The sequence below is a fragment of the Lentilactobacillus fungorum genome (assembly GCF_016860605.1).
Classification (GTDB): domain Bacteria; phylum Bacillota; class Bacilli; order Lactobacillales; family Lactobacillaceae; genus Lentilactobacillus; species Lentilactobacillus fungorum.
This window is the reverse complement of the sequence record NZ_BNJR01000004.1, coordinates 248,416-266,666: the sequence shown is the minus strand read 5'-3', so window position 1 is coordinate 266,666 and position 18,251 is coordinate 248,416. Positions and strand designations below refer to the sequence as shown.

18 protein-coding genes are annotated in these 18,251 nt (G+C 42.2%); 17 read left to right on the top strand and 1 reads right to left on the bottom strand.

The features are described 5' to 3' along the window. Nucleotides 1-17: 17 nt before the first annotated feature. From rsgA to YK48G_RS01355, 3 genes are read left to right on the top strand one after another with little or no spacing between them, the layout of a single operon-like run. Nucleotides 18-908, top strand: a complete 891-nt coding sequence (gene rsgA, locus YK48G_RS01365; RefSeq protein WP_203628906.1) for a ribosome small subunit-dependent GTPase A — start codon at nucleotides 18-20, stop codon at nucleotides 906-908. An 11-nt stretch (nucleotides 909-919) separates the two neighbouring features. Further along, nucleotides 920-1,573: a ribulose-phosphate 3-epimerase gene (gene rpe, locus YK48G_RS01360; RefSeq protein ID WP_203628905.1), complete on the top strand. Its 654-nt coding sequence runs from the start codon at nucleotides 920-922 to the stop codon at nucleotides 1,571-1,573. Continuing rightward, nucleotides 1,574-2,236, top strand: a complete 663-nt coding sequence (locus tag YK48G_RS01355) for a thiamine diphosphokinase (RefSeq protein ID WP_203628904.1) — start codon at nucleotides 1,574-1,576, stop codon at nucleotides 2,234-2,236. A 163-nt stretch (nucleotides 2,237-2,399) separates the two neighbouring features. Here YK48G_RS01355 and rpmB read toward each other — a convergent pair whose 3' ends face one another. After that, nucleotides 2,400-2,585 (bottom strand): 50S ribosomal protein L28, encoded by a 186-nt coding sequence (gene rpmB, locus YK48G_RS01350; RefSeq protein WP_203628903.1) that lies wholly within the window; start codon nucleotides 2,583-2,585, stop codon nucleotides 2,400-2,402. Nucleotides 2,586-2,807: 222 nt separating this feature from the next. Here rpmB and YK48G_RS01345 point away from each other — a divergent pair, with 222 nt between their 5' ends. The 14 genes from YK48G_RS01345 (at nucleotide 2,808) to trmD (ending at nucleotide 18,233) form a co-directional block, all read left to right on the top strand. Then, complete coding sequence (locus YK48G_RS01345; RefSeq protein WP_203628902.1) at nucleotides 2,808-3,170, top strand: Asp23/Gls24 family envelope stress response protein; 363 nt, start codon at nucleotides 2,808-2,810, stop codon at nucleotides 3,168-3,170. 35 nt (nucleotides 3,171-3,205) lie between these two features. Continuing rightward, nucleotides 3,206-4,912 (top strand): DAK2 domain-containing protein, encoded by a 1,707-nt coding sequence (fakA, locus tag YK48G_RS01340; RefSeq protein WP_203628901.1) that lies wholly within the window; start codon nucleotides 3,206-3,208, stop codon nucleotides 4,910-4,912. 66 nt (nucleotides 4,913-4,978) lie between these two features. Beyond that, on the top strand, nucleotides 4,979-7,009 hold the full coding sequence (gene recG, locus YK48G_RS01335; RefSeq protein WP_203628900.1) for an ATP-dependent DNA helicase RecG: 2,031 nt from the start codon (nucleotides 4,979-4,981) through the stop codon (nucleotides 7,007-7,009). A 14-nt stretch (nucleotides 7,010-7,023) separates the two neighbouring features. After that, the gene (plsX, locus tag YK48G_RS01330; protein ID WP_203628899.1) at nucleotides 7,024-8,067 is read left to right on the top strand and encodes a phosphate acyltransferase PlsX; all 1,044 of its coding nucleotides are present in this window, start codon (nucleotides 7,024-7,026) and stop codon (nucleotides 8,065-8,067) included. 51 nt (nucleotides 8,068-8,118) lie between these two features. Next, nucleotides 8,119-8,364 (top strand): acyl carrier protein, encoded by a 246-nt coding sequence (gene acpP / locus YK48G_RS01325; RefSeq protein WP_203628898.1) that lies wholly within the window; start codon nucleotides 8,119-8,121, stop codon nucleotides 8,362-8,364. Nucleotides 8,365-8,491: 127 nt separating this feature from the next. Then, on the top strand, nucleotides 8,492-9,202 hold the full coding sequence (gene rnc, locus YK48G_RS01320) for a ribonuclease III (RefSeq protein WP_203628897.1): 711 nt from the start codon (nucleotides 8,492-8,494) through the stop codon (nucleotides 9,200-9,202). A gap of 14 nt (nucleotides 9,203-9,216) precedes the next feature. Further along, the gene (gene smc, locus YK48G_RS01315; protein WP_203628896.1) at nucleotides 9,217-12,768 is read left to right on the top strand and encodes a chromosome segregation protein SMC; all 3,552 of its coding nucleotides are present in this window, start codon (nucleotides 9,217-9,219) and stop codon (nucleotides 12,766-12,768) included. Next, a complete protein-coding gene (gene ftsY, locus YK48G_RS01310; protein WP_203628895.1) occupies nucleotides 12,768-14,189 on the top strand; it encodes a signal recognition particle-docking protein FtsY in 1,422 nt (473 codons plus the stop codon). The genes smc and ftsY overlap by 1 nt, the downstream gene beginning before the upstream one ends. An 85-nt stretch (nucleotides 14,190-14,274) precedes the next feature. Continuing rightward, nucleotides 14,275-14,616, top strand: coding sequence for a putative DNA-binding protein (locus tag YK48G_RS01305; protein WP_203628894.1), 342 nt, complete (start codon nucleotides 14,275-14,277; stop codon nucleotides 14,614-14,616). Between the two features lie 13 nt (nucleotides 14,617-14,629). Continuing rightward, entirely contained in the window at nucleotides 14,630-16,069 is a 1,440-nt protein-coding gene (gene ffh / locus YK48G_RS01300; protein ID WP_203628893.1) for a signal recognition particle protein, read from the top strand. A 107-nt stretch (nucleotides 16,070-16,176) separates the two neighbouring features. Then, nucleotides 16,177-16,452, top strand: coding sequence for a 30S ribosomal protein S16 (rpsP, locus tag YK48G_RS01295; RefSeq protein ID WP_203628892.1), 276 nt, complete (start codon nucleotides 16,177-16,179; stop codon nucleotides 16,450-16,452). Between the two features lie 17 nt (nucleotides 16,453-16,469). Beyond that, a complete protein-coding gene (locus YK48G_RS01290) occupies nucleotides 16,470-16,718 on the top strand; it encodes a KH domain-containing protein (protein WP_203628891.1) in 249 nt (82 codons plus the stop codon). 199 nt (nucleotides 16,719-16,917) lie between these two features. Further along, nucleotides 16,918-17,439, top strand: a complete 522-nt coding sequence (gene rimM / locus YK48G_RS01285; RefSeq protein ID WP_203628890.1) for a ribosome maturation factor RimM — start codon at nucleotides 16,918-16,920, stop codon at nucleotides 17,437-17,439. Further along, nucleotides 17,436-18,233, top strand: coding sequence for a tRNA (guanosine(37)-N1)-methyltransferase TrmD (gene trmD, locus YK48G_RS01280; protein WP_203628889.1), 798 nt, complete (start codon nucleotides 17,436-17,438; stop codon nucleotides 18,231-18,233). The genes rimM and trmD overlap by 4 nt, the downstream gene beginning before the upstream one ends. Nucleotides 18,234-18,251: the final 18 nt, after the last annotated feature.

Genomic DNA, 18,251 nt, shown 5'->3' with positions numbered 1-18,251 from the left:
TTTATCGAGGTGATTAATTGGCAACAGGTAAAATCTTTCAATCTCTTAGCGGTTTTTACGATGTGCACTCGGCTGGCAAAATTTATCGAACCCGAGCGCGGGGGAATTTTCGCAAGCGTAAAATTACGCCGTTAGTCGGCGACGACGTTGATTTTCAGATTGAAGATGGTGACAAAGGGTATATTTTAACTGTTTTGCCCAGAAGAAATGAGTTAACAAGACCACCAATCGCAAATATTGATCAAGCGATTGTTGCAACCGCCGCGACTCAGCCCGAATTTTCGAGTAACCTGCTGGACCGGCAGCTCATTGCCTTAGAGATCAGTGGGATTACACCAATTATTTATTTTACAAAAACAGATTTATTATCCAACGATCAGTGGCAATCGCTTCAAAAAATCGCAGCGGGCTATCGTCAAATTCCCTATGAGGTGATTCTCCCGGAACAGGCGTTTGGATCTGCATCACTTGCTAAATTACGCCAGCTGTTTGCCAACAAGGAAAATGTCATTATGGGGCAAACTGGTGCTGGCAAGTCAACGTTATTAAATCATTTAGCACCAGAGTTAGCGCTTGCGACTGGCGAGATATCAACAGCTCTGAATCGAGGTAAACACACAACTAGAAAAGTTGCCCTGCTCAAAGTGAACGATGGCCTCATTGCCGACACACCCGGTTTTTCATCATATGATACTTTAACGATCGATTATCGGCAACTCGCAGCCTATTTTCCGGAATTTAAGCGAGCAGCCGTTAAATGCCGATTTAGAGGTTGCGTCCATGTTAATGAGCCGGATTGTGAAGTCAAGCGTCAAGTTCATGATGGTCAGATTATGACCTCTCGTTATACAAATTATTTACAGTTGTATACCGACATTAAGAATCGCAAACCAAATTATAAAAAGTGAGGAAGTTAATTATGATTAAAGTTGCACCTTCAATTTTAAGCGCGGATTACGTTAATCTTCAAAGAGATATTGAAATGGTCGATAAGGGGGGCGCTGAACTCTTACATATCGATATTATGGACGGTGCGTTTGTACCGGCGCTTTCATATGGTCCCGGCTGGGTCAAGGCGATTCGACCAATCACGGACTTGACCTTAGATGTCCACATGATGGTTCAATCACCTGAACGCTACATCGATACCTTTGCGGATGCGGGAGCCGATATTATTGGCGTTCATACGGAAGCGACCCCCCATATTCATCGGGCATTGCAAATGATTAAGAACAAGGGCGTTAAAGCCGAGGTCGTTATTAACCCGGGAACGCCAGTCGCAGCCATTACGCCAGTTCTTTATATGGTGGATCAAGTTCTCGTTATGACGGTTAATCCTGGCTTTGGCGGCCAGAAATTCCTGCCGGAGACTGTCAAAAAGATTGCAGCCTTAAATGAAATTAAAAAGTCTCAAAACTTGACCTTTGATATTGAAATTGATGGCGGCGTTAATGATTCAACCGTTGTTCCCGCATATCAAGCTGGGGCCACTGTTGCCGTGGCCGGTTCCTATGTTTTTGACAACGATGACCCGGTTTCTAGAATTCAGGCTTTAAAGGATGCTACTAAATAAATGAAAATCTTGAATTTATTAGTGGGCGGGCCAATTGAGCTTTGGCCCCAACAATTAAAAGATGGTAACGTATCTGGTGATTGGATTGGTGTCGATCGGGGAAATCTTCATCTAATCGAAATGGGAATTGACCCGTTAGTGGCTATTGGTGATTTTGATTCTTTGCAGCCGAACGAATATCAATTAATGAAAGCTCACGTGCAAGATATTCGGCAGTCAATTCCAGAAAAGGATGATACCGATACCCAATTGGGCTTAAAGGTAGCTTTGGATGAGTATCACGCGGATCGACTAGATATTTATGGTGCTACTGGTGGTCGCCTGGATCACTTTTTAGCTAATTTGTGGATGGTTTTAGAACCTCGGTTTCAAAAATACGCACCCAAAATCAGGATGATCGATCAGCAAAATACCCTCACATTCTTTTTACCAGGAGAGTATACAATCAAAAAAGAACCAGATAAGAAGTACTTGGCGTTCGTTGCGTTAACACCGATGGCTCATTTAACCTTGTTTGACGAAAAGTACCAATTAAACGATTATCAAGTCAAACGACCAATTTCGTTGGCCAGTAACGAGTTTGTGGGTAATGAAGCTCGGTTTAAGTTTGCCAGCGGGGTGATGTGTGTCATTCAAAGTAAGGATATTAATCGATATAATTAACTAATCTGCATGGCTTATCGGTGGGTCAAACCCATTTATGATAAACGGTTTGTTGCCGTTAAACTAAAAATCAGCCCAAGGGACAACTTACAAGTTGTCTCCTGAGCTGATTTTTAGTTGATAGCCACAAAAAAAGACCGACTATTAATCGATCCGCTGTGTACTAGACACGAGTTACCTTACCTGATTTAAGTGTTCGAGCAGAAATCCATACTTTCTTAGGCTTGCCGTCAACTAAGATTCGAACCTTTTGCAAGTTTGGCTTCCAGCTACGTCTGCTTGAGTTCAAAGCGTGAGAACGCTTATTGCCAAAGTGAGTCCGCTTGCCAGTAATAAAATCTTTAGCCATGGGTAATAAATCTCCCTTCTCTGCAATTTTCGTGTTACCTTCTGATTCATTACACTAGAACAATTTATCATAGTTGCCTAGACATTGCAATACTTTTCTTTCAAGTAATTATACTTGACAGGACTCAGCACACCAGTTAAGTTTACTTTGGTTTTTGCCGTGATTGTGGTAATATTAATTATCGTTATAGGTAATAGATTAAAATCAAGGAGGCTGCAGTTGATGGCCGTCAAAATAAAAACAAAGTTTGGTACAGTTGATATCGACAACGACGTGATTGCTAATGTTGTGGGTGGTGCTGCAACTGATAATTATGGTGTCGTTGGGATGGCAAGTCGCAACCAGCTACGGGATAACATGAATGTGATTTTAAATCGCGAAAATTATTTTAAAGGTGTTGAAGTTAACCAACATCATAACGAAATTGAGATTAACGTTTATATTATTGTGGCATACGGAAACAAAATTTCCGAAGTTTCAAAAAATGTGCAAGCAAAAGTGAAATATAACTTACAAAGCATGCTTGGGGTAACTGCAAATTCGGTCAATGTCATTGTCCAAGGTGTTCAAGTATTAAACGACTAATTTGATGATTGAAATTGACCAAGGAGGACAAGTAGTTGAAAGTAGCAAAAATTACCAATACCGAATTTACGGCAATGGTTCAAGCGGCCGCTAATAAATTGAATAAAAATGCTGATTTTATTAATTCCTTAAATGTTTTTCCAGTTCCTGACGGTGATACCGGCACCAATATGAGCCTGTCAATGGCAAGTGGTTACAAATACGTTAATAAAGATGTTAGCGACAATGTCGGTAATCTGGCAAACGCGTTAGCTAAGGGGTTACTAATGGGTGCCCGGGGAAATTCTGGCGTGATTCTTTCTCAAATATTCCGAGGGGTCTCAAAATCAACTGAAGGCAAACAAACGTTGAGTGCCCAAGATTTGGCCGATGCGTTTGTTGCTGGGACTGAAACGGCTTATAAGTCAGTTATGAAACCTACTGAGGGCACTATTTTAACGGTTGTGCGAATGGCAGCTCAAGCTGGTAAGAAAACCGCCGCCACTACTAATGATGTGATTGCCGTAATGGACGCAATTTATCAAAATGCTGAAAGGGCATTAAAGAAAACGCCGGATCTATTACCCGTTTTAAAGCAGGTTGGGGTAGTGGATTCTGGCGGTCAAGGATTAGTTTTTGTTTTAGAAGCGTTCGATGATGTATTAAATGGCCGAACAGAAGCGCAAAGCGATGAACGTCAGCCTAATGATGCTGAGCTAAATCAACTCATCAATGCCGCTGATCAAAGCGTCCAAAGCAAATTAAATCCAGAAGATATCATTTACGGCTACTGTACGCAAATAATGGTTCGAATTGGGAAGGGCCGAGAAGTTGATCGTAAATTTGACTACCAAACATTTTATGATTACCTGGCAAAACTAGGTGACTCGCTACTAGTTGTTAACGATGAAGACATTGTCAAAGTCCATGTCCATACAGAGCATCCTGGTAAGGTTTTGGCTTGGGGACAGGAATTTGGTGATCTTGCAACCGTTAAAGTTGATAATATGCGGCTTCAGCAAGAGACCATCATTGAAAATGACGAAGAAGCCGCCGATAGCCAGGCTGAAACACCCGTCACCGCAGCAACCGAGAATAAGCCGGTTTCAGATACAGCCGTCATTTCTGTTTCGTCGGGTGAAGGGTTAAATAAACTGTTTAAGAGCCTTGGGGTTACTTACATTGTGAATGGCGGCCAAACCATGAATCCTAGTACAGAAGATATTGTGAATGCGATTAATCAAACGCATGCTAAACGGGCAATCATTTTACCAAATAATAAAAATATTTTCTTAGCAGCCGAACAAGCAGCTAAAGTTGCCGAGATTGAAACGGTTATCGTTCATTCTAAAACAATTTCGCAGGGGATTACCGCAATGTTGGGCTTTAATCCAGAAGATTCTTTGTTGGATAATCAAAAAGCGATGGAAGATAACTTGCCAACTGTTAAATCAGGCCAAGTCACCACTGCAATCCGAGATACCCAGATTAATGGTTTTTCAATTAAAAAAGATCAATACATGGGGATTGTTGACGGTAAAATTGTTACCATTGGCGATGATTTAGTCACCACCGCAACAGAAATGGTTAAAAAGATGCTTGATGACGACAGTGAAGCCATCACGGTTATCTGGGGAGCTGGTGCCAATAAAGGGCTGGCAGATCAAGTTGAAGCGGCTGTTTCGACAATGGCTGATGACCTCGAAGTTGAAGTTCACGAAGGCGACCAGCCAGTTTACCCATTCTTGATTTCCGTTGAATAAGTTATGATTAAAAGTTTGGTCATCAAGTTGGCCAAACTTTTTATATTTTGAAGCGAGGGAAGTATATTGCGTAGTTTAGGTGATTCAGTTGCAGTCTTAAAGGGTGTTGGTCAAAAACGACTGACGGCTTTAAATAAACTTGGCATCAATACGATAAACGATTTGCTCACATATTTTCCAAGACGCTACGATGATTTGTCATTAAAGGATTTAACGACTGCTGTCGATGGTCAAAAAGTGACGGTTAAAGGACAAGTAATTACTGCGCCGACGTTAAGTTTTTTTGGTCGAAAAAAAAGTCGCTTAAGCTTTCGAATCATTATTAATGACAATATCTATAACGTCACGTTTTTTAATCAGCCTTGGCTAAAAAAACAACTTGAATTAGAAAAGCCGATCATTATTTTTGGAACCTTTGATCGTAATCATAATCAAATTCAAGGGATGAAGATTTTAAATGGTGATAAAAGTGATACCTACGATTCCATTTATCCAAGTAATAAAGAAGTGAAGCAAGCAACCATTAAGCAACTCATCCAGCTGGCATTTACGCAATACGAGAACCTGTTGATCGACATTATTCCTGATTGGCTTCGTAAAAAATATCGGCTGGAGAGCTTTCACGATACAATTCAAAATATTCACTTTCCAACTTCACCGATGGCAGCGCAAAAAGCTTTTCGGACAGCCAAATTTATGGAATTTTTTTTATTTGCGATGAAGCTTCAACTATTGAAAGCCACCCAGCGCCAAATTGAGCCAGCTGCCCAGATCGCTTACGATACTAACCGGATTAAAGCGTTTAAACAACAGCTGTCCTTTAAGCTAACGGCCGCTCAGCAAAAAGTGGTCACAGAAATCTTGGCGGATCTTCGCCGCCCAATTGAGATGAATCGATTGCTCCAAGGCGATGTCGGCAGTGGTAAGACGGTAGTGGCGGCAATTGCAATTCTGGCAACGATTAGTGCTGGCAAACAGGCTGCCATTATGGCGCCAACCGAAATCTTAGCCGAACAGCACGCCAACAGTTTTGCAAAAATGTTTGCGGATCAACCGGTTAATATTGCGTTGTTAACCGGGGCAACTTCTGCACTGGCTAGAAGGGCGATGCTGCCAAGTATTAAAAACGGTGAAGTTAACCTCATTGTCGGCACTCACGCGCTTTTTCAAGATCAAGTTGATTATGATGACTTGGGGTTAGCCGTTATTGACGAGCAACATCGCTTTGGGGTTAATCAACGCCAAGCGCTTCACCAAAAAGGAACCAGTACGAATATGCTGGCAATGACCGCAACCCCAATTCCGCGAACGCTCGCAATTACGATGTATGGTGATATGGATGTATCCGTTATCGATGAATTGCCACAAGGAAGAAAACCCATCAAAACCACTTGGATTCCATCGGCTAAAACCAACTCAGCGTTAGCGTTTGTCAAAAAACAATTAGAAGCAGGCAGCCAAGTCTACGTGGTTACGCCATTAATCGAAGAATCTGAGGCCGTGGATATGAAAAATGCGTTGGCCATTTTTGAACGGTTTAAGGCCATTTTTGAACCGGCATTTAGCGTTGGCTTGCTTCATGGTCAAATGTCGGACCAACAAAAGGATGCCGCAATGGCTGACTTTAAAAATAATGCCTTTCAGGTATTGGTTGCAACGACCGTAATTGAAGTTGGCGTTGATGTTGCCAATGCAAATACCATGGTCATTTTTGATGCCGATCATTTTGGCTTGGCTCAATTGCACCAATTACGCGGGCGGGTCGGCAGAGGATCTAAGCAATCATATTGCATTTTGATCGCCGATCCTAAAAATACAATTGGTAAAAAACGGATGAAAGCAATCGCGGGTAGTACCGATGGCTTTTTCCTCTCACAAAAGGATCTTGAACTACGTGGCCAAGGCGATATTACTGGTTACAAGCAATCTGGAATGCCTGATTTTAAAGTTGCCGATCCAGTTGGTGACCTTAATATTTTAACGGTCGCCAATCAGGAAGCTCAAGAAATTGCCCAGAATTCTGATTGGCAAAAAAAGCCAGAAAATGTACAATTAGCTAAGTATTTAAAATATCATCAAACGATTACAACTGATTAAAGGGGCTTTTAAAAATGAAAATTGCAGTTGATGCAATGGGCGGCGATTACGCGCCCAAGGAAATTATCAAAGGAATCGAATTGGCAAGAGACGCCTATTCAAACGTTGAATTCCAACTATTTGGCAAGACTGATGAAATCAAACAATTCCTGCAAAATGATTCTCGGATTCAAATCATCCAAGCCGATGAAGTGATTGAAATGGGTGACGAGCCGGTTAAGGCTGTTCGGACTAAAAAGCAATCCAGTATTGTTTTGGCAGCAACGGCTGTTAAAGAAGGCGAAGCGGATGCCTTCTTTTCTGCTGGCAATACGGGGGCAATTTTAGCTGCCGGATTGTTTATCATCGGCCGCATTAAGGGGATTGACCGTCCCGGGTTGACAACCACGCTGCCAGTAGTTACCGGAAAAGACGCCGGCAAATTTGTGATGATCGACGTTGGCGCGAACGCGGATACTAAGGTCTTGAATGTTTATCAATATGCCTTGATGGGCAAGTACTACGCCCAAAATGTCCATAAAGTCGCCAATCCTAAAGTCGGTTTATTGAATAATGGGACCGAAGCCGACAAGGGGGATATGAACCATCGAAAAGTCCATGATTTATTAGCCGCGGACAAAGATATCAACTTTATTGGCAACGTTGAATCAAGGGAATTACTTAATGGTGCCGCTGACGTTGTTGTAACCGATGGCTTTACCGGCAACGCCGTTTTAAAGAGCATTGAAGGCACGGCCCTTTCAATGCTGAAGCTCATTAAAAGTAGCATTTTGTCTGGTGGCACCAAAGCCAAATTTGGTGCATTGATGCTTAAAAACACGTTCGGTGATATTGCCAGTTCAATGGATTATTCAAAATACGGTGGCGCCGTTTTGCTGGGCGTTAAAGCACCGGTTGTCAAAACCCATGGCAGCAGTAAGGCACCAACGGTTAAGAATACAATCGGCCAGATTAGAGAGATAATTGATTCTCATATGATCGCTGACCTCAACACGTATTTGACGGATCACGCCGACGACTTAAAACAAATTAAAGATAGTATCAAAAGCGGTAAATAGTTTGATATAATGATGGTCAGGTAAACTATTAAATGAGACAGGTGGACAATTTTGGATAAACAAGAAGTTTTTAATCAGATTGCGGATTTAGTCGCCGATCAATTCGACATTGATCGAAGTAAAATCACTGGTAGTTTAAACTTTAAACAGGATCTCGACGCTGATTCAATTGACTTTGTGGAATTTGTTCTTGATTTGGAAGATACGTTTAACGCTGAGATTTCAGATGAAGACGCCGAAAAATTAAACACAATTGACGAAGCGGTTGATTATGTGATGAGTCATCAAAATAACTAATCTCGATGAAGTACCGGTAATTAACAGAGGCTGACTCTAACAACGTGAAAAGCATGGTTGAAATTATTTCGAATCGGTGATAATTTCAACTTTTTACTGTTTAATTGAAAATTTTGGAGGCAATGGATTGATAAAAGGTTTAAATGAAATGTTAAATCAAGATTTTGACATTCATATTAACAATCAGGATTTATTAGATGAAGCGTTTACGCAGGCATCTTACGTTAATGAGCATCGAGATCAAAATCTGAAATTTTACGAACGATTGGAATTCTTAGGTGACGCCGTTTTACAATTAATTGTGTCAGCCTATATCTTTAAGCGCTATCCCAAAATGCCGCAAGGAAGACTTACTCGACTGAGGGCAGCGATGGTCAATGAAAAAAGTTTTAGTACTTTTGCTAGAGAATGTCATTTTAATCAGTACATTCGGCTTGGGCGCGGCGAAGAAAAGGCCGGTGCTCGCGATCGTGACTCGTTATTATGCGATATCTTTGAATCGTTTGTTGGCGCGCTTTATTTGGACCAAGGGCAAGCAGCCGTTGAAAAATTTGTAGAACAAGTAATCTTTCCCAAGCTTGATGAAGGGATGTTTGCAGAATTCTTCGATCATAAGACTGAGCTTCAAGAACTTGCTCAAGTAGATGGTCCCGTTGACATTGATTATGAATTAATTGATGAATTTGGTCCGGATAACGACCGCTCCTTTAAAGTTAACGTCTCAATTGGTGGCAAGGTCTTTGGTGTTGGTGTTGGGCATTCCAAGAAAGCTGCTGAACAACGGGCTGCTCAACAAGCCCTCACGCACTTTAACACTGAAGGCGATAATCTTGTTTAGAATGGAGAAACACCGTGCAACTTAAGTCCATTGAAATCATTGGGTTTAAATCCTTTGCTGATAAAACTAGAATTAACTTTCCTCGTGGTATGACGGGCATTGTCGGCCCAAATGGTAGTGGTAAAAGTAATATTGCCGAGGCAATCCGTTGGGTGATGGGTGAGCAATCTGCCAAAAATCTTCGCGGTACTAAAATGCCGGACGTTATTTTTTCCGGTTCGGCTGACCGTCATTCGTTAGGGATGGCTTCAGTCATATTGCGGTTAGACAACCACGATCACTATGTTGACTCGCCGTTTGATGAGCTTTTGGTTGCTCGCAAACTTTTTCGAAATGGCGACAGTGCTTATTTTATTAACGATAAGCAGTGTCGTTTAAAGGATGTTAACAACCTTTTTATGGATACTGGTATTGGTCAGGGATCTTTGTCAATTATTTCTCAGGGAAATGTTGAAGAAATTATTAACAGCAAACCAATTGAACGGCGATCGATCATTGAAAATGTTGCCGGTGTTTACAAATATAAGCAGCATAAGCTGACTGCCCAAAAGGAAATCGATGAGACAAATGATAATTTGAACCGAGTGGAAGACATTCTTCGTGAATTGAAACGTCGCTTGCAACCGCTAGAAGAGCAAAGCAGCTTAGCAACGGATTATTTGGACCAAAAAAAGCGCTTAGACGGCTTACTCAAGCAGCAATTAATTTTTAAAGCAACTCAATCGGCGGCTGAAGGGGCTCAGTTAGAAGAATCAGTTTCTCAAAAGCAGGCGGTTGTTAAGTCTTTAACGCAGCGGTTAACAGCAGCCAAACAGCAACGCGATTCACTACAAGTGAAATTAACCGACGGTCGAAAAACAGTCGATGACCTGAATGACCGACTGCTAAAAGCGGCCAACCAGATTCAGTCCCTCAAAAGTCAGCATCAATTGACAACGCAAGAAAAAGGATTCAAAACTGCTGAACTCAATCGACTGGTCGACCAACTTCAAACGGGTCAAACCCGATTGGCTGACGATCGAAAAAAAGAAGCCCAATTGATTAATGAGCAGGAAAATTTAGCGGCAAAGTTAAAACAAAACACAACCGAGTTATCAACCATTACAGCCAAGCAAAAACAAACTTCAGTTGCTGTAGTTGAACAAAAAATTAATGACTTGCGCAATCAATATGTCGATCTTCTGCAGGAACAAACGACGGTCAAAAATTTAATGACTCAAAAAGCTCACGAAGATCAGCAGGGAGCAGCCCAACTAGCTGCTCAAAAAAAACGGGTAGAAGAAGCGGATAATCAAGTTGATATCTTATCAGCGAAGTATCAAGGACTTACGGCTACCGTTGCTTCTAGTAAAGCCGAGCTTGAGGCCGCCCAACAGCAATTAGCCGCCCTAAAACAGTCCCATAAGCATTGTCAAGCAATTGTTGATCAAACCCAAGCCGATTGGCTCGCAGCATTAAAAATTGCAGAAGAGGCTAAGGCCAAGGCCAATTCATTGAAACAACTGCACGATTCATACCGTGGCTTTTATCGGGGCGTTTCAAATTTACTGCGCCATAAGGATCAATTAAGTGGTATTTTAGGCCCGGTTGCCGATTATTTAAAAATTGACTCAAAATATGTTAAAGCAATCAATACGGCACTTGGCAGTCAAGTTCAACACGTTATCGTCCAAGATAACCAAGCAGCATCTGTTGCCATTGATTTTCTCACTCGAAATCGACTTGGTCGGGTTACTTTACTACCAATCTCAACAATTGAAGGCCGACAGCTCAATCCAGGGTTAATCCAAAAAGCTGAAGGTCATCAAGGCTACATTGGCGTTGCAGCGGATTTGGTAGTCATGCCAGATCAATTAACAGCTATCAAACGTTTTTTGCTGGGAACGACCGTGATTGCAGATCGCTTAGCCAATGCAATTGCCATTAGTCAAGCGATTCATCATCGAACCAGAATTGTAACGTTAGACGGGCAAGTTGTTAATGCTGGCGGCTCTTTAACCGGTGGCGCGAATCGAAATGATCATCAAGGGGTGCTAATTCAAAAGACTGAATTGGCTTCACTGGAAAAAGCGACCAAGGAAATGGCTCAAAAGTTAGCTGTTAAAGAAGCTGCTTTAAAAACAGCTAAGGGCAAGCTGGAAAAATTTCAAGCTTCTTATGATCGTGGTAAGCAACACGTTTTTGAACTCAGCCAAACTTATGAAAATCAGCTTGTTGCCCTTAACGATTTGAAAGATCAACTTCATCAGCAAAATCGGGTAGCCCGAACCTTAAAACTGGCTTTAAAGAACCTGACACACAATTTGCAAAGGACTAAGCAGGCTGACCTAGCCGCTCAGAGCCAATCAATTCAAGCGGAATTGGCAGCCATCAATCGTCAACTGGATGATCAACAAGAGCAATTGACTAAGGCTAGGCAATTAGCTAATCGCTATTCACAAGCCAAACAAAAAGTTCATGATCAACTCGTTATTGCCAAGCAGCAATCGGTTCAAGTTCACAAGCGTTTGATGGAAGTACAAGACCAGCTTAAGAGCCACGAAGCCAGCTTGGCAAAGTTAAAAAAGCAACGAGCGCAATTGTTGGCTGAATTAAATCAAACAATGGACGTTGAAAAGATTGCTGGCCAAATCAAACAAGTAACCGCTACACAAGCGGATCTTCGTAGCCAACTGAAGCAAGCCAAGCAACTCGTTGATCGAACCGAGCAACAGTTGGCCGCTGCCAACGAAACGGTTCAAACCAGCCAGTTAAACCTGCGCAATGCCCAATTTGAGCAGCAAACCGTCGCCACCAAGCTGCAACAGATCCGCCAAGCGCTTCAAGTGACTTATGGCCAGCTTAATGAAACTTATCACCTTAAGCCTGCCGATTTAGCTAACCAGCCTTTAACGGTTGATGCAACGCAGCTTGACCGACAGATTAAATTACTTCGAACCGGAATTGACGAGATTGGCCCAGTTAATATTGGGGCCATTCAGGAGTTTAAAGATGTTTCTAGCCGCTATGAGTTTTTATCCCAACAGCAGCAAGATTTACTCAAAGCCAAGAATCATTTAACGCAGACAATGGCTGAAATGGACCAAACAATCAGCAGCCAGTTTGACAAAACGTTTAGGGCAATTGCCAAAGCATTCTCAAAGGTTTTTGTTGATATGTTTGGCGGCGGTGAAGCTAAACTGGTCTTAACCGAGCCGGCCAACCCATTGACAACTGGTATTGAAATTATGGTAAAACCACCTGGTAAGAATTATCGCAGCTTGAGTCTTTTATCTGGTGGTGAAAAGGCATTGACCGCCATTACGTTGCTATTTGCAATCATTAAGGTTCGGCCAGTTCCATTTTGTATTTTAGATGAAGCCGAAGCGGCCTTAGATCCTTTCAATGCGGATCGGTTTGCTCAATATTTAAAGCGATTTGGTAATGAAACTCAGTTTATTGTGATTACCCATCGAAAAGAAACGATGATTTACGCTGATCAACTTTACGGAGTTACGATGCAGGAATCAGGTGTTTCTAAAGTCGTTGGGGTTAATTTGGATAACTTACAAACGGAGGTGAGCTAATGGGACTATTTGATATTTTTAAACGACGCTCAAAAAAGGATCAGGAAAAACAGCAAGCCGCAGAGAAACAACCGGGTTCCCAAGCACAATCTGAGAGTGCTAAAGCGGCAACAACGTCGGCTAAGCCCAGTAATGATGAGATTAGTAAGGAGGCTGTGGCACCAAGTCAGCCTACCAGCCAACAACCGACAGTTGCCAGTGAGGCTGCTCAAAATTCGACTGGCAGTCAAGCTGGCAGCGAAGAAGCTCAGCCAGTTGGCAGCCAAGCGGTCAAAGCGGCCGTTAGTGCTAAGCCTGACCATGAGACAACCACTACGGCAGAATCAACCCCAGCAGGCCAGCTTTCAGACCAAGGACAAGAAAATTTTACGGGCAGTGATGAACCAGCCACTCCCATAACGTCTGTTGAACCGGCAAATTCAAAAGCTGGGGATTCACTTGTAACTAGCGATCGTGGCAAACAAGCCCAGGAACAACCAGAAACTGATACAACTGCGTCTTATGAGCGGGGACTTGCCAAATCACGGTCAACTTTTGGCCAAAAGCTCAACGCCTTATTAGCCAACTTTCGACATGTTGATGAAGGCTTTTTTGATGATTTGGAAGACTTACTCATCGAATCTGATGTAGGCTTTGAAACGTCAATGCGAATTACGGATGAGCTAAGAGAAGAAGTTAAGTTGCAAAACGCCAAAAAGCCAAAGGATGTCCAAAACGTCATTGTTCAAAAGCTCATTGACATGTACGATCAAGCCGGAAATGGTGAAGATGCTACAATTAATATGGCCGAGAGTGGGCCAACTGTTCTTTTGTTTGTTGGCGTTAATGGCGTTGGTAAAACAACAACCATTGGTAAGATGGCTAAAATGTACAAGAACCAAGGCAAAAAAGTTGTTTTAGCTGCAGCCGATACGTTTAGGGCTGGGGCCATTGAGCAACTAAATGTCTGGGCGGAGCGTGACGGTGTTGATATTGTGAAGGGCAAACCTAAGAGCGACCCATCATCGGTTGTTTTTGATGCGGTTAAGAAGGCCCGGGATGAAAGTTACGATGTACTACTGGTGGACACTGCCGGCCGGCTTCAAAATAAAGTGAATCTGATGAACGAATTAAGTAAAATGAAGAAGATCTTAACGCGAGAGATTCCAGCCGCTCCCCATGAAGTCTTGCTTGTCTTGGACGCGACCACCGGTCAAAACGCCATGACCCAAGCTAAAATGTTTAAAGAAGCCACTGATGTTACTGGAATTGTCTTAACTAAACTTGATGGCACTGCTCGTGGGGGAATTGTACTGGCAATCAGAAGTGAACTTCACTTGCCTGTTAAATACGTTGGCCTTGGTGAAAAGGTTACTGATCTAAAACCATTTGATCCTAACGACTTTGTCTACGGCTTGTTTAAAGGACTCATTTCAGAATGATGTTAGCCGGGTAAACAGTGTTGACGGACTGCTCAAAAGCCTGTAATCTAGAGAATGTTGTTAAGGACACTAAAGGGGCTTCAAAATGGAACTGGAAAAGAACAACTATATTAATTCATTGTTTGAGTTCTATGAACCATTGCTCACCAAAAAACAGGCTAATTACATTGAGCTGTACTATGCCGATGATTATTCGCTCGGTGAAATTGCTGAGGAATACGAAGTGAGCCGCCAAGCAGTATACGATAACATCAAGCGTTCAGAAAAGATCTTACAGCAATATGAAGATAAGCTTAATTTGTACCATAGCTTTGTCGACCGCAATCAAAAGCTTGATAAGATTCAAGCATACGTTTTAGCACATTACCCCGCGGATACGACTTTAAATAAGTTGATTAGCAATCTCGAAACGACTGAAGAACAATGAAAGTGGTGAAAAAATGGCTTTTGAAGGATTAACGGAACGGCTGCAAAATGCCATGAAGAAGTTACGGGGCAAAGGGAAAGTTTCTCAATCAGATCTTCGCGAAACCATGCGTGAAATCCGGTTGGCCTTACTGGAAGCCGATGTTAACTTTCAAGTTGTCCGCCAGTTTGTTAAAACTGTCGAGCAACGGGCAACTGGGGCTAAAGTTCTAGAAGGACTCAATCCTTCTCAACAAATTGTTAAAATTGTTGATGAAGAATTAACCAAGATGATGGGGCAGCAAGCAGCTCCCCTGAATAAATCAGACAAGATTCCGACTATCATTATGATGGCTGGCCTTCAAGGAGCCGGGAAAACGACTACTGCCGGTAAATTGGCATTGAAGTTAAAGGACGAGCAAAATGCCCGGCCGCTATTAATTGCCGATGATGTTTACCGACCTGCTGCGATCGAACAACTCCAAACCGTTGGTCAACAAATTGACGTTCCGGTTTTTCAATTGGGCGTTGATGTTGATCCGGTTGAAATTGCCAAACGTGGGCTTGAGCAAGCAAAGGAAAATCATAATGATTATGTGATCATTGATACCGCTGGTCGATTGCAAATTGATGAAAAATTAATGGGTGAGCTAAGCGACATCAAAGAAGCAGTAGAACCCAACGAAATTCTATTAGTGATTGATGCAATGACCGGTCAAAACGCTGTAGCAACCGCGGAAGGGTTTAATAATACGCTGGACGTTACCGGGGTTGTCTTAACCAAGTTAGATGGTGACACCAGGGGCGGGGCTGCCCTATCAATTCGAGCCGTTACCGATAAACCAATTAAGTTTGTCGGTCAAGGTGAAAAGATGAGTGACTTAGACGTCTTTTATCCGGATCGAATGGCCTCTCGAATTCTTGGTATGGGCGATATGCTCTCACTGATTGAAAAAACCCAAAAAGAATACGATCAAAAGCAAGCAGAAGAGCTCCAAGAAAAAATTCAGGAAAACACATTTGACTTTAATGACTTTTTAGATCAGTTATCCCAAATTCAAAAAATGGGACCGATGGATGAAATCATGAAGATGATTCCTGGAATGGCAAATAATCCAGCTCTCCAAAATGTAAATATGGATCCTAAAGACATGGATCATCTAAAAGCCATTATTTATTCCATGACTGAGCAGGAGCGAGTCGATCCAGATGTTTTAAATCCATCTAGGAGGCGCCGAATTGCCCGCGGCTCCGGTCGACCAATCCAAGAAGTTAATCGGATGATCAAACAATTTGGCCAAATGAAGACCATGATGAATAAGGTCTCCAAAGGCAATATGTCTGGAATGGAAAACATGATGAATGCTGGCGGCATGGGTGGCAGTAAGTTATCCAAGCTGGCAATGAAACAGTTTAGCCGCAAAATGAAAAAGAATAAGCGACGCCGAAACAAAAAGAAGAAAAAGCGGCGTTAATCCAGTTCAAAATACCTTCTTTTGATGGTGTAAAGAAAAAAACCTTTACAAGCATTCTAATTGCTGGTATATTATTAATCGTTAAATGATTATAGGAGGTCAAATACATGTCAGTTAAGATTCGCTTAAAGCGCATGGGTTCAAAGAAGCGTCCGTACTATCGAATCGTTGTTGCCGACTCACGCAGCCCGCGTGATGGCCGGTTCATCGAAAAAGTTGGGACTTATAGCCCATTATCACAGCCAGCCAAGGTGACCCTTGAAGAAGAAGCCATCTTAAATTGGTTAAATAATGGTGCTCAACCATCTGATACGGTTCGTAATTTGTTATCGGATGCTGGAATCATGAAGAAATATCACGAAGCTAAATACGCAAAAAAGTAAGTGAGTGATCAGACATCATGGTGAGTATTGATGGCTTAATAAAAAAGATTGTGTCACCATTAGTTGATTATCCAAATCAGATCGAGATTTCTCATAATGAATCTGATCGGTTTATGGAGTATCATCTCCGTTTAAACGCAGATGATGTAGGGCGAATTATTGGCAAGCACGGTCACGTTATTCAAACAATTCGAACAATTGTTTATAGCGTGCCGACAGAAGGCCCCAAAAAAGCACGATTAATCGTCGATGATGACCAACAGTAAGTTCTTGAGCGAAACGAAGGTTTTGTTTAGGAACTTTTTTCTTATTTAACTCGTTTAAATTGACCTTGTTGATAACACCACTGGACAAAGACTAGTGGCTACTTATCTTGAAAACACTTTTCAAGTCGATGAAGTTACATTCAAGGAAGTTTCGGTTTTTTAATTGCTAAGGGTACTCACTTTATTAGGAGGTGGATCGATGAAGTATTATACGATTGGTAAGATCGTTAACACTCAAGGAATCAAGGGTGAAGTCCGCGTTATTAGTATTACTGATTTTCCCGAAAAGCGCTTTAAGACCGGTAACACAGTTTATGCTAAAACTCAAAAAAAGACCGAACTAATCCCGTTGATAATCGATGGGGTTAGAAGGCACAAAGGGTTTGTATTACTTCATTTTCAAGATTATTCATCAATTAACGATGTTTTGTTTCTCAAACCGGCTGATTTACTGATCGATGAAACAGCATTATCCGCTGATGATTTGAAGCCGGGCGAATATTATTATCACCAGATTATTGGCTTAACCGTGGTCGACGTTACTGGTCAATTAATCGGAACAGTGAAAGAAATTTTATCGCCGGGCGCTAACGATGTTTGGGTTGTTAAGCGAGCTGGGAAAAATGACTTATTGCTGCCGAAAATCGATTCAGTGATTAAGCGAGTTGACCTTGATCAGCAGCAAATTACTGTAGATGTTCCGGAGGGGTTAGATGAATGAGAATTGATGTTTTAAGTTTATTTCCAGAAATGTTTGCGACCCCAATGCACGATTCAATTATTGGTAAGGCAATTGAAAACAAGCTGATTGACTTGCAGGTAACCAATTTTCGTGACTTTACACAGGATAAACATCGCCACGTTGATGATTATCCATTTGGTGGCGGCGCAGGAATGTTGCTGCAGGCCCAACCGATCATCGATGCTTATCAAGATATTAAGACACGGACTGAACAAGCTGGTATTCCAAATGGTAAAGTCATTTTACTTGATCCGGCGGGCAAGCCTTTTAAGCAAGCTGACGCAGAGGCCCTGGCACACGATCAACATTTAACGTTCATTTGTGGCCACTACGAGGGCTACGACGAGCGAATTCGATCGATTGTTACTGATGAATACTCGATTGGCGATTTTGTGCTAACCGGAGGCGAATTACCAGCAATGGTGATGATTGATGCCATCAGTCGCCTGATTCCAGGAGTCCTTGGCAATCAGCAGTCCAAAGTAGAAGAGTCATTTTCAACCGGGTTGCTAGAAGAGCCTCAATATACTCGGCCAGCTGACTTTCGGGGAATGAAAGTGCCAGCCGTGTTAATGAATGGTGATCATCAAAAAATTGCCCTCTGGAACCAAAAAGAAGCCTTGCGGCGAACTTATCTTCGTCGACCAGGTCTCATAGATCACCGAAAGCTCACCAGTACGCAAAAGCGGTTGTTAGCCGATGTCCGAATTGAGGAAGAAGAAAAGGCAGACAAAGCAGCTGCTGACAAGAAAAAGTCCTTTACACAAGACTAAGTTCTGTGATAGACTAAC

Coding starts and splice junctions, on each gene's coding strand:
- rpe (WP_203628905.1), top strand. CDS start 920: ATGATTAAAGTTGCACCTTCAATTTTAAGCGCGGATTACGTTAATCTT.
- YK48G_RS01355 (WP_203628904.1), top strand. CDS start 1,574: ATGAAAATCTTGAATTTATTAGTGGGCGGGCCAATTGAGCTTTGGCCC.
- rpmB (WP_203628903.1), bottom strand. CDS start 2,585: ATGGCTAAAGATTTTATTACTGGCAAGCGGACTCACTTTGGCAATAAG.
- YK48G_RS01345 (WP_203628902.1), top strand. CDS start 2,808: ATGGCCGTCAAAATAAAAACAAAGTTTGGTACAGTTGATATCGACAAC.
- plsX (WP_203628899.1), top strand. CDS start 7,024: ATGAAAATTGCAGTTGATGCAATGGGCGGCGATTACGCGCCCAAGGAA.
- ftsY (WP_203628895.1), top strand. CDS start 12,768: ATGGGACTATTTGATATTTTTAAACGACGCTCAAAAAAGGATCAGGAA.
- YK48G_RS01305 (WP_203628894.1), top strand. CDS start 14,275: ATGGAACTGGAAAAGAACAACTATATTAATTCATTGTTTGAGTTCTAT.
- ffh (WP_203628893.1), top strand. CDS start 14,630: ATGGCTTTTGAAGGATTAACGGAACGGCTGCAAAATGCCATGAAGAAG.
- rpsP (WP_203628892.1), top strand. CDS start 16,177: ATGTCAGTTAAGATTCGCTTAAAGCGCATGGGTTCAAAGAAGCGTCCG.
- YK48G_RS01290 (WP_203628891.1), top strand. CDS start 16,470: ATGGTGAGTATTGATGGCTTAATAAAAAAGATTGTGTCACCATTAGTT.
- rimM (WP_203628890.1), top strand. CDS start 16,918: ATGAAGTATTATACGATTGGTAAGATCGTTAACACTCAAGGAATCAAG.
- trmD (WP_203628889.1), top strand. CDS start 17,436: ATGAGAATTGATGTTTTAAGTTTATTTCCAGAAATGTTTGCGACCCCA.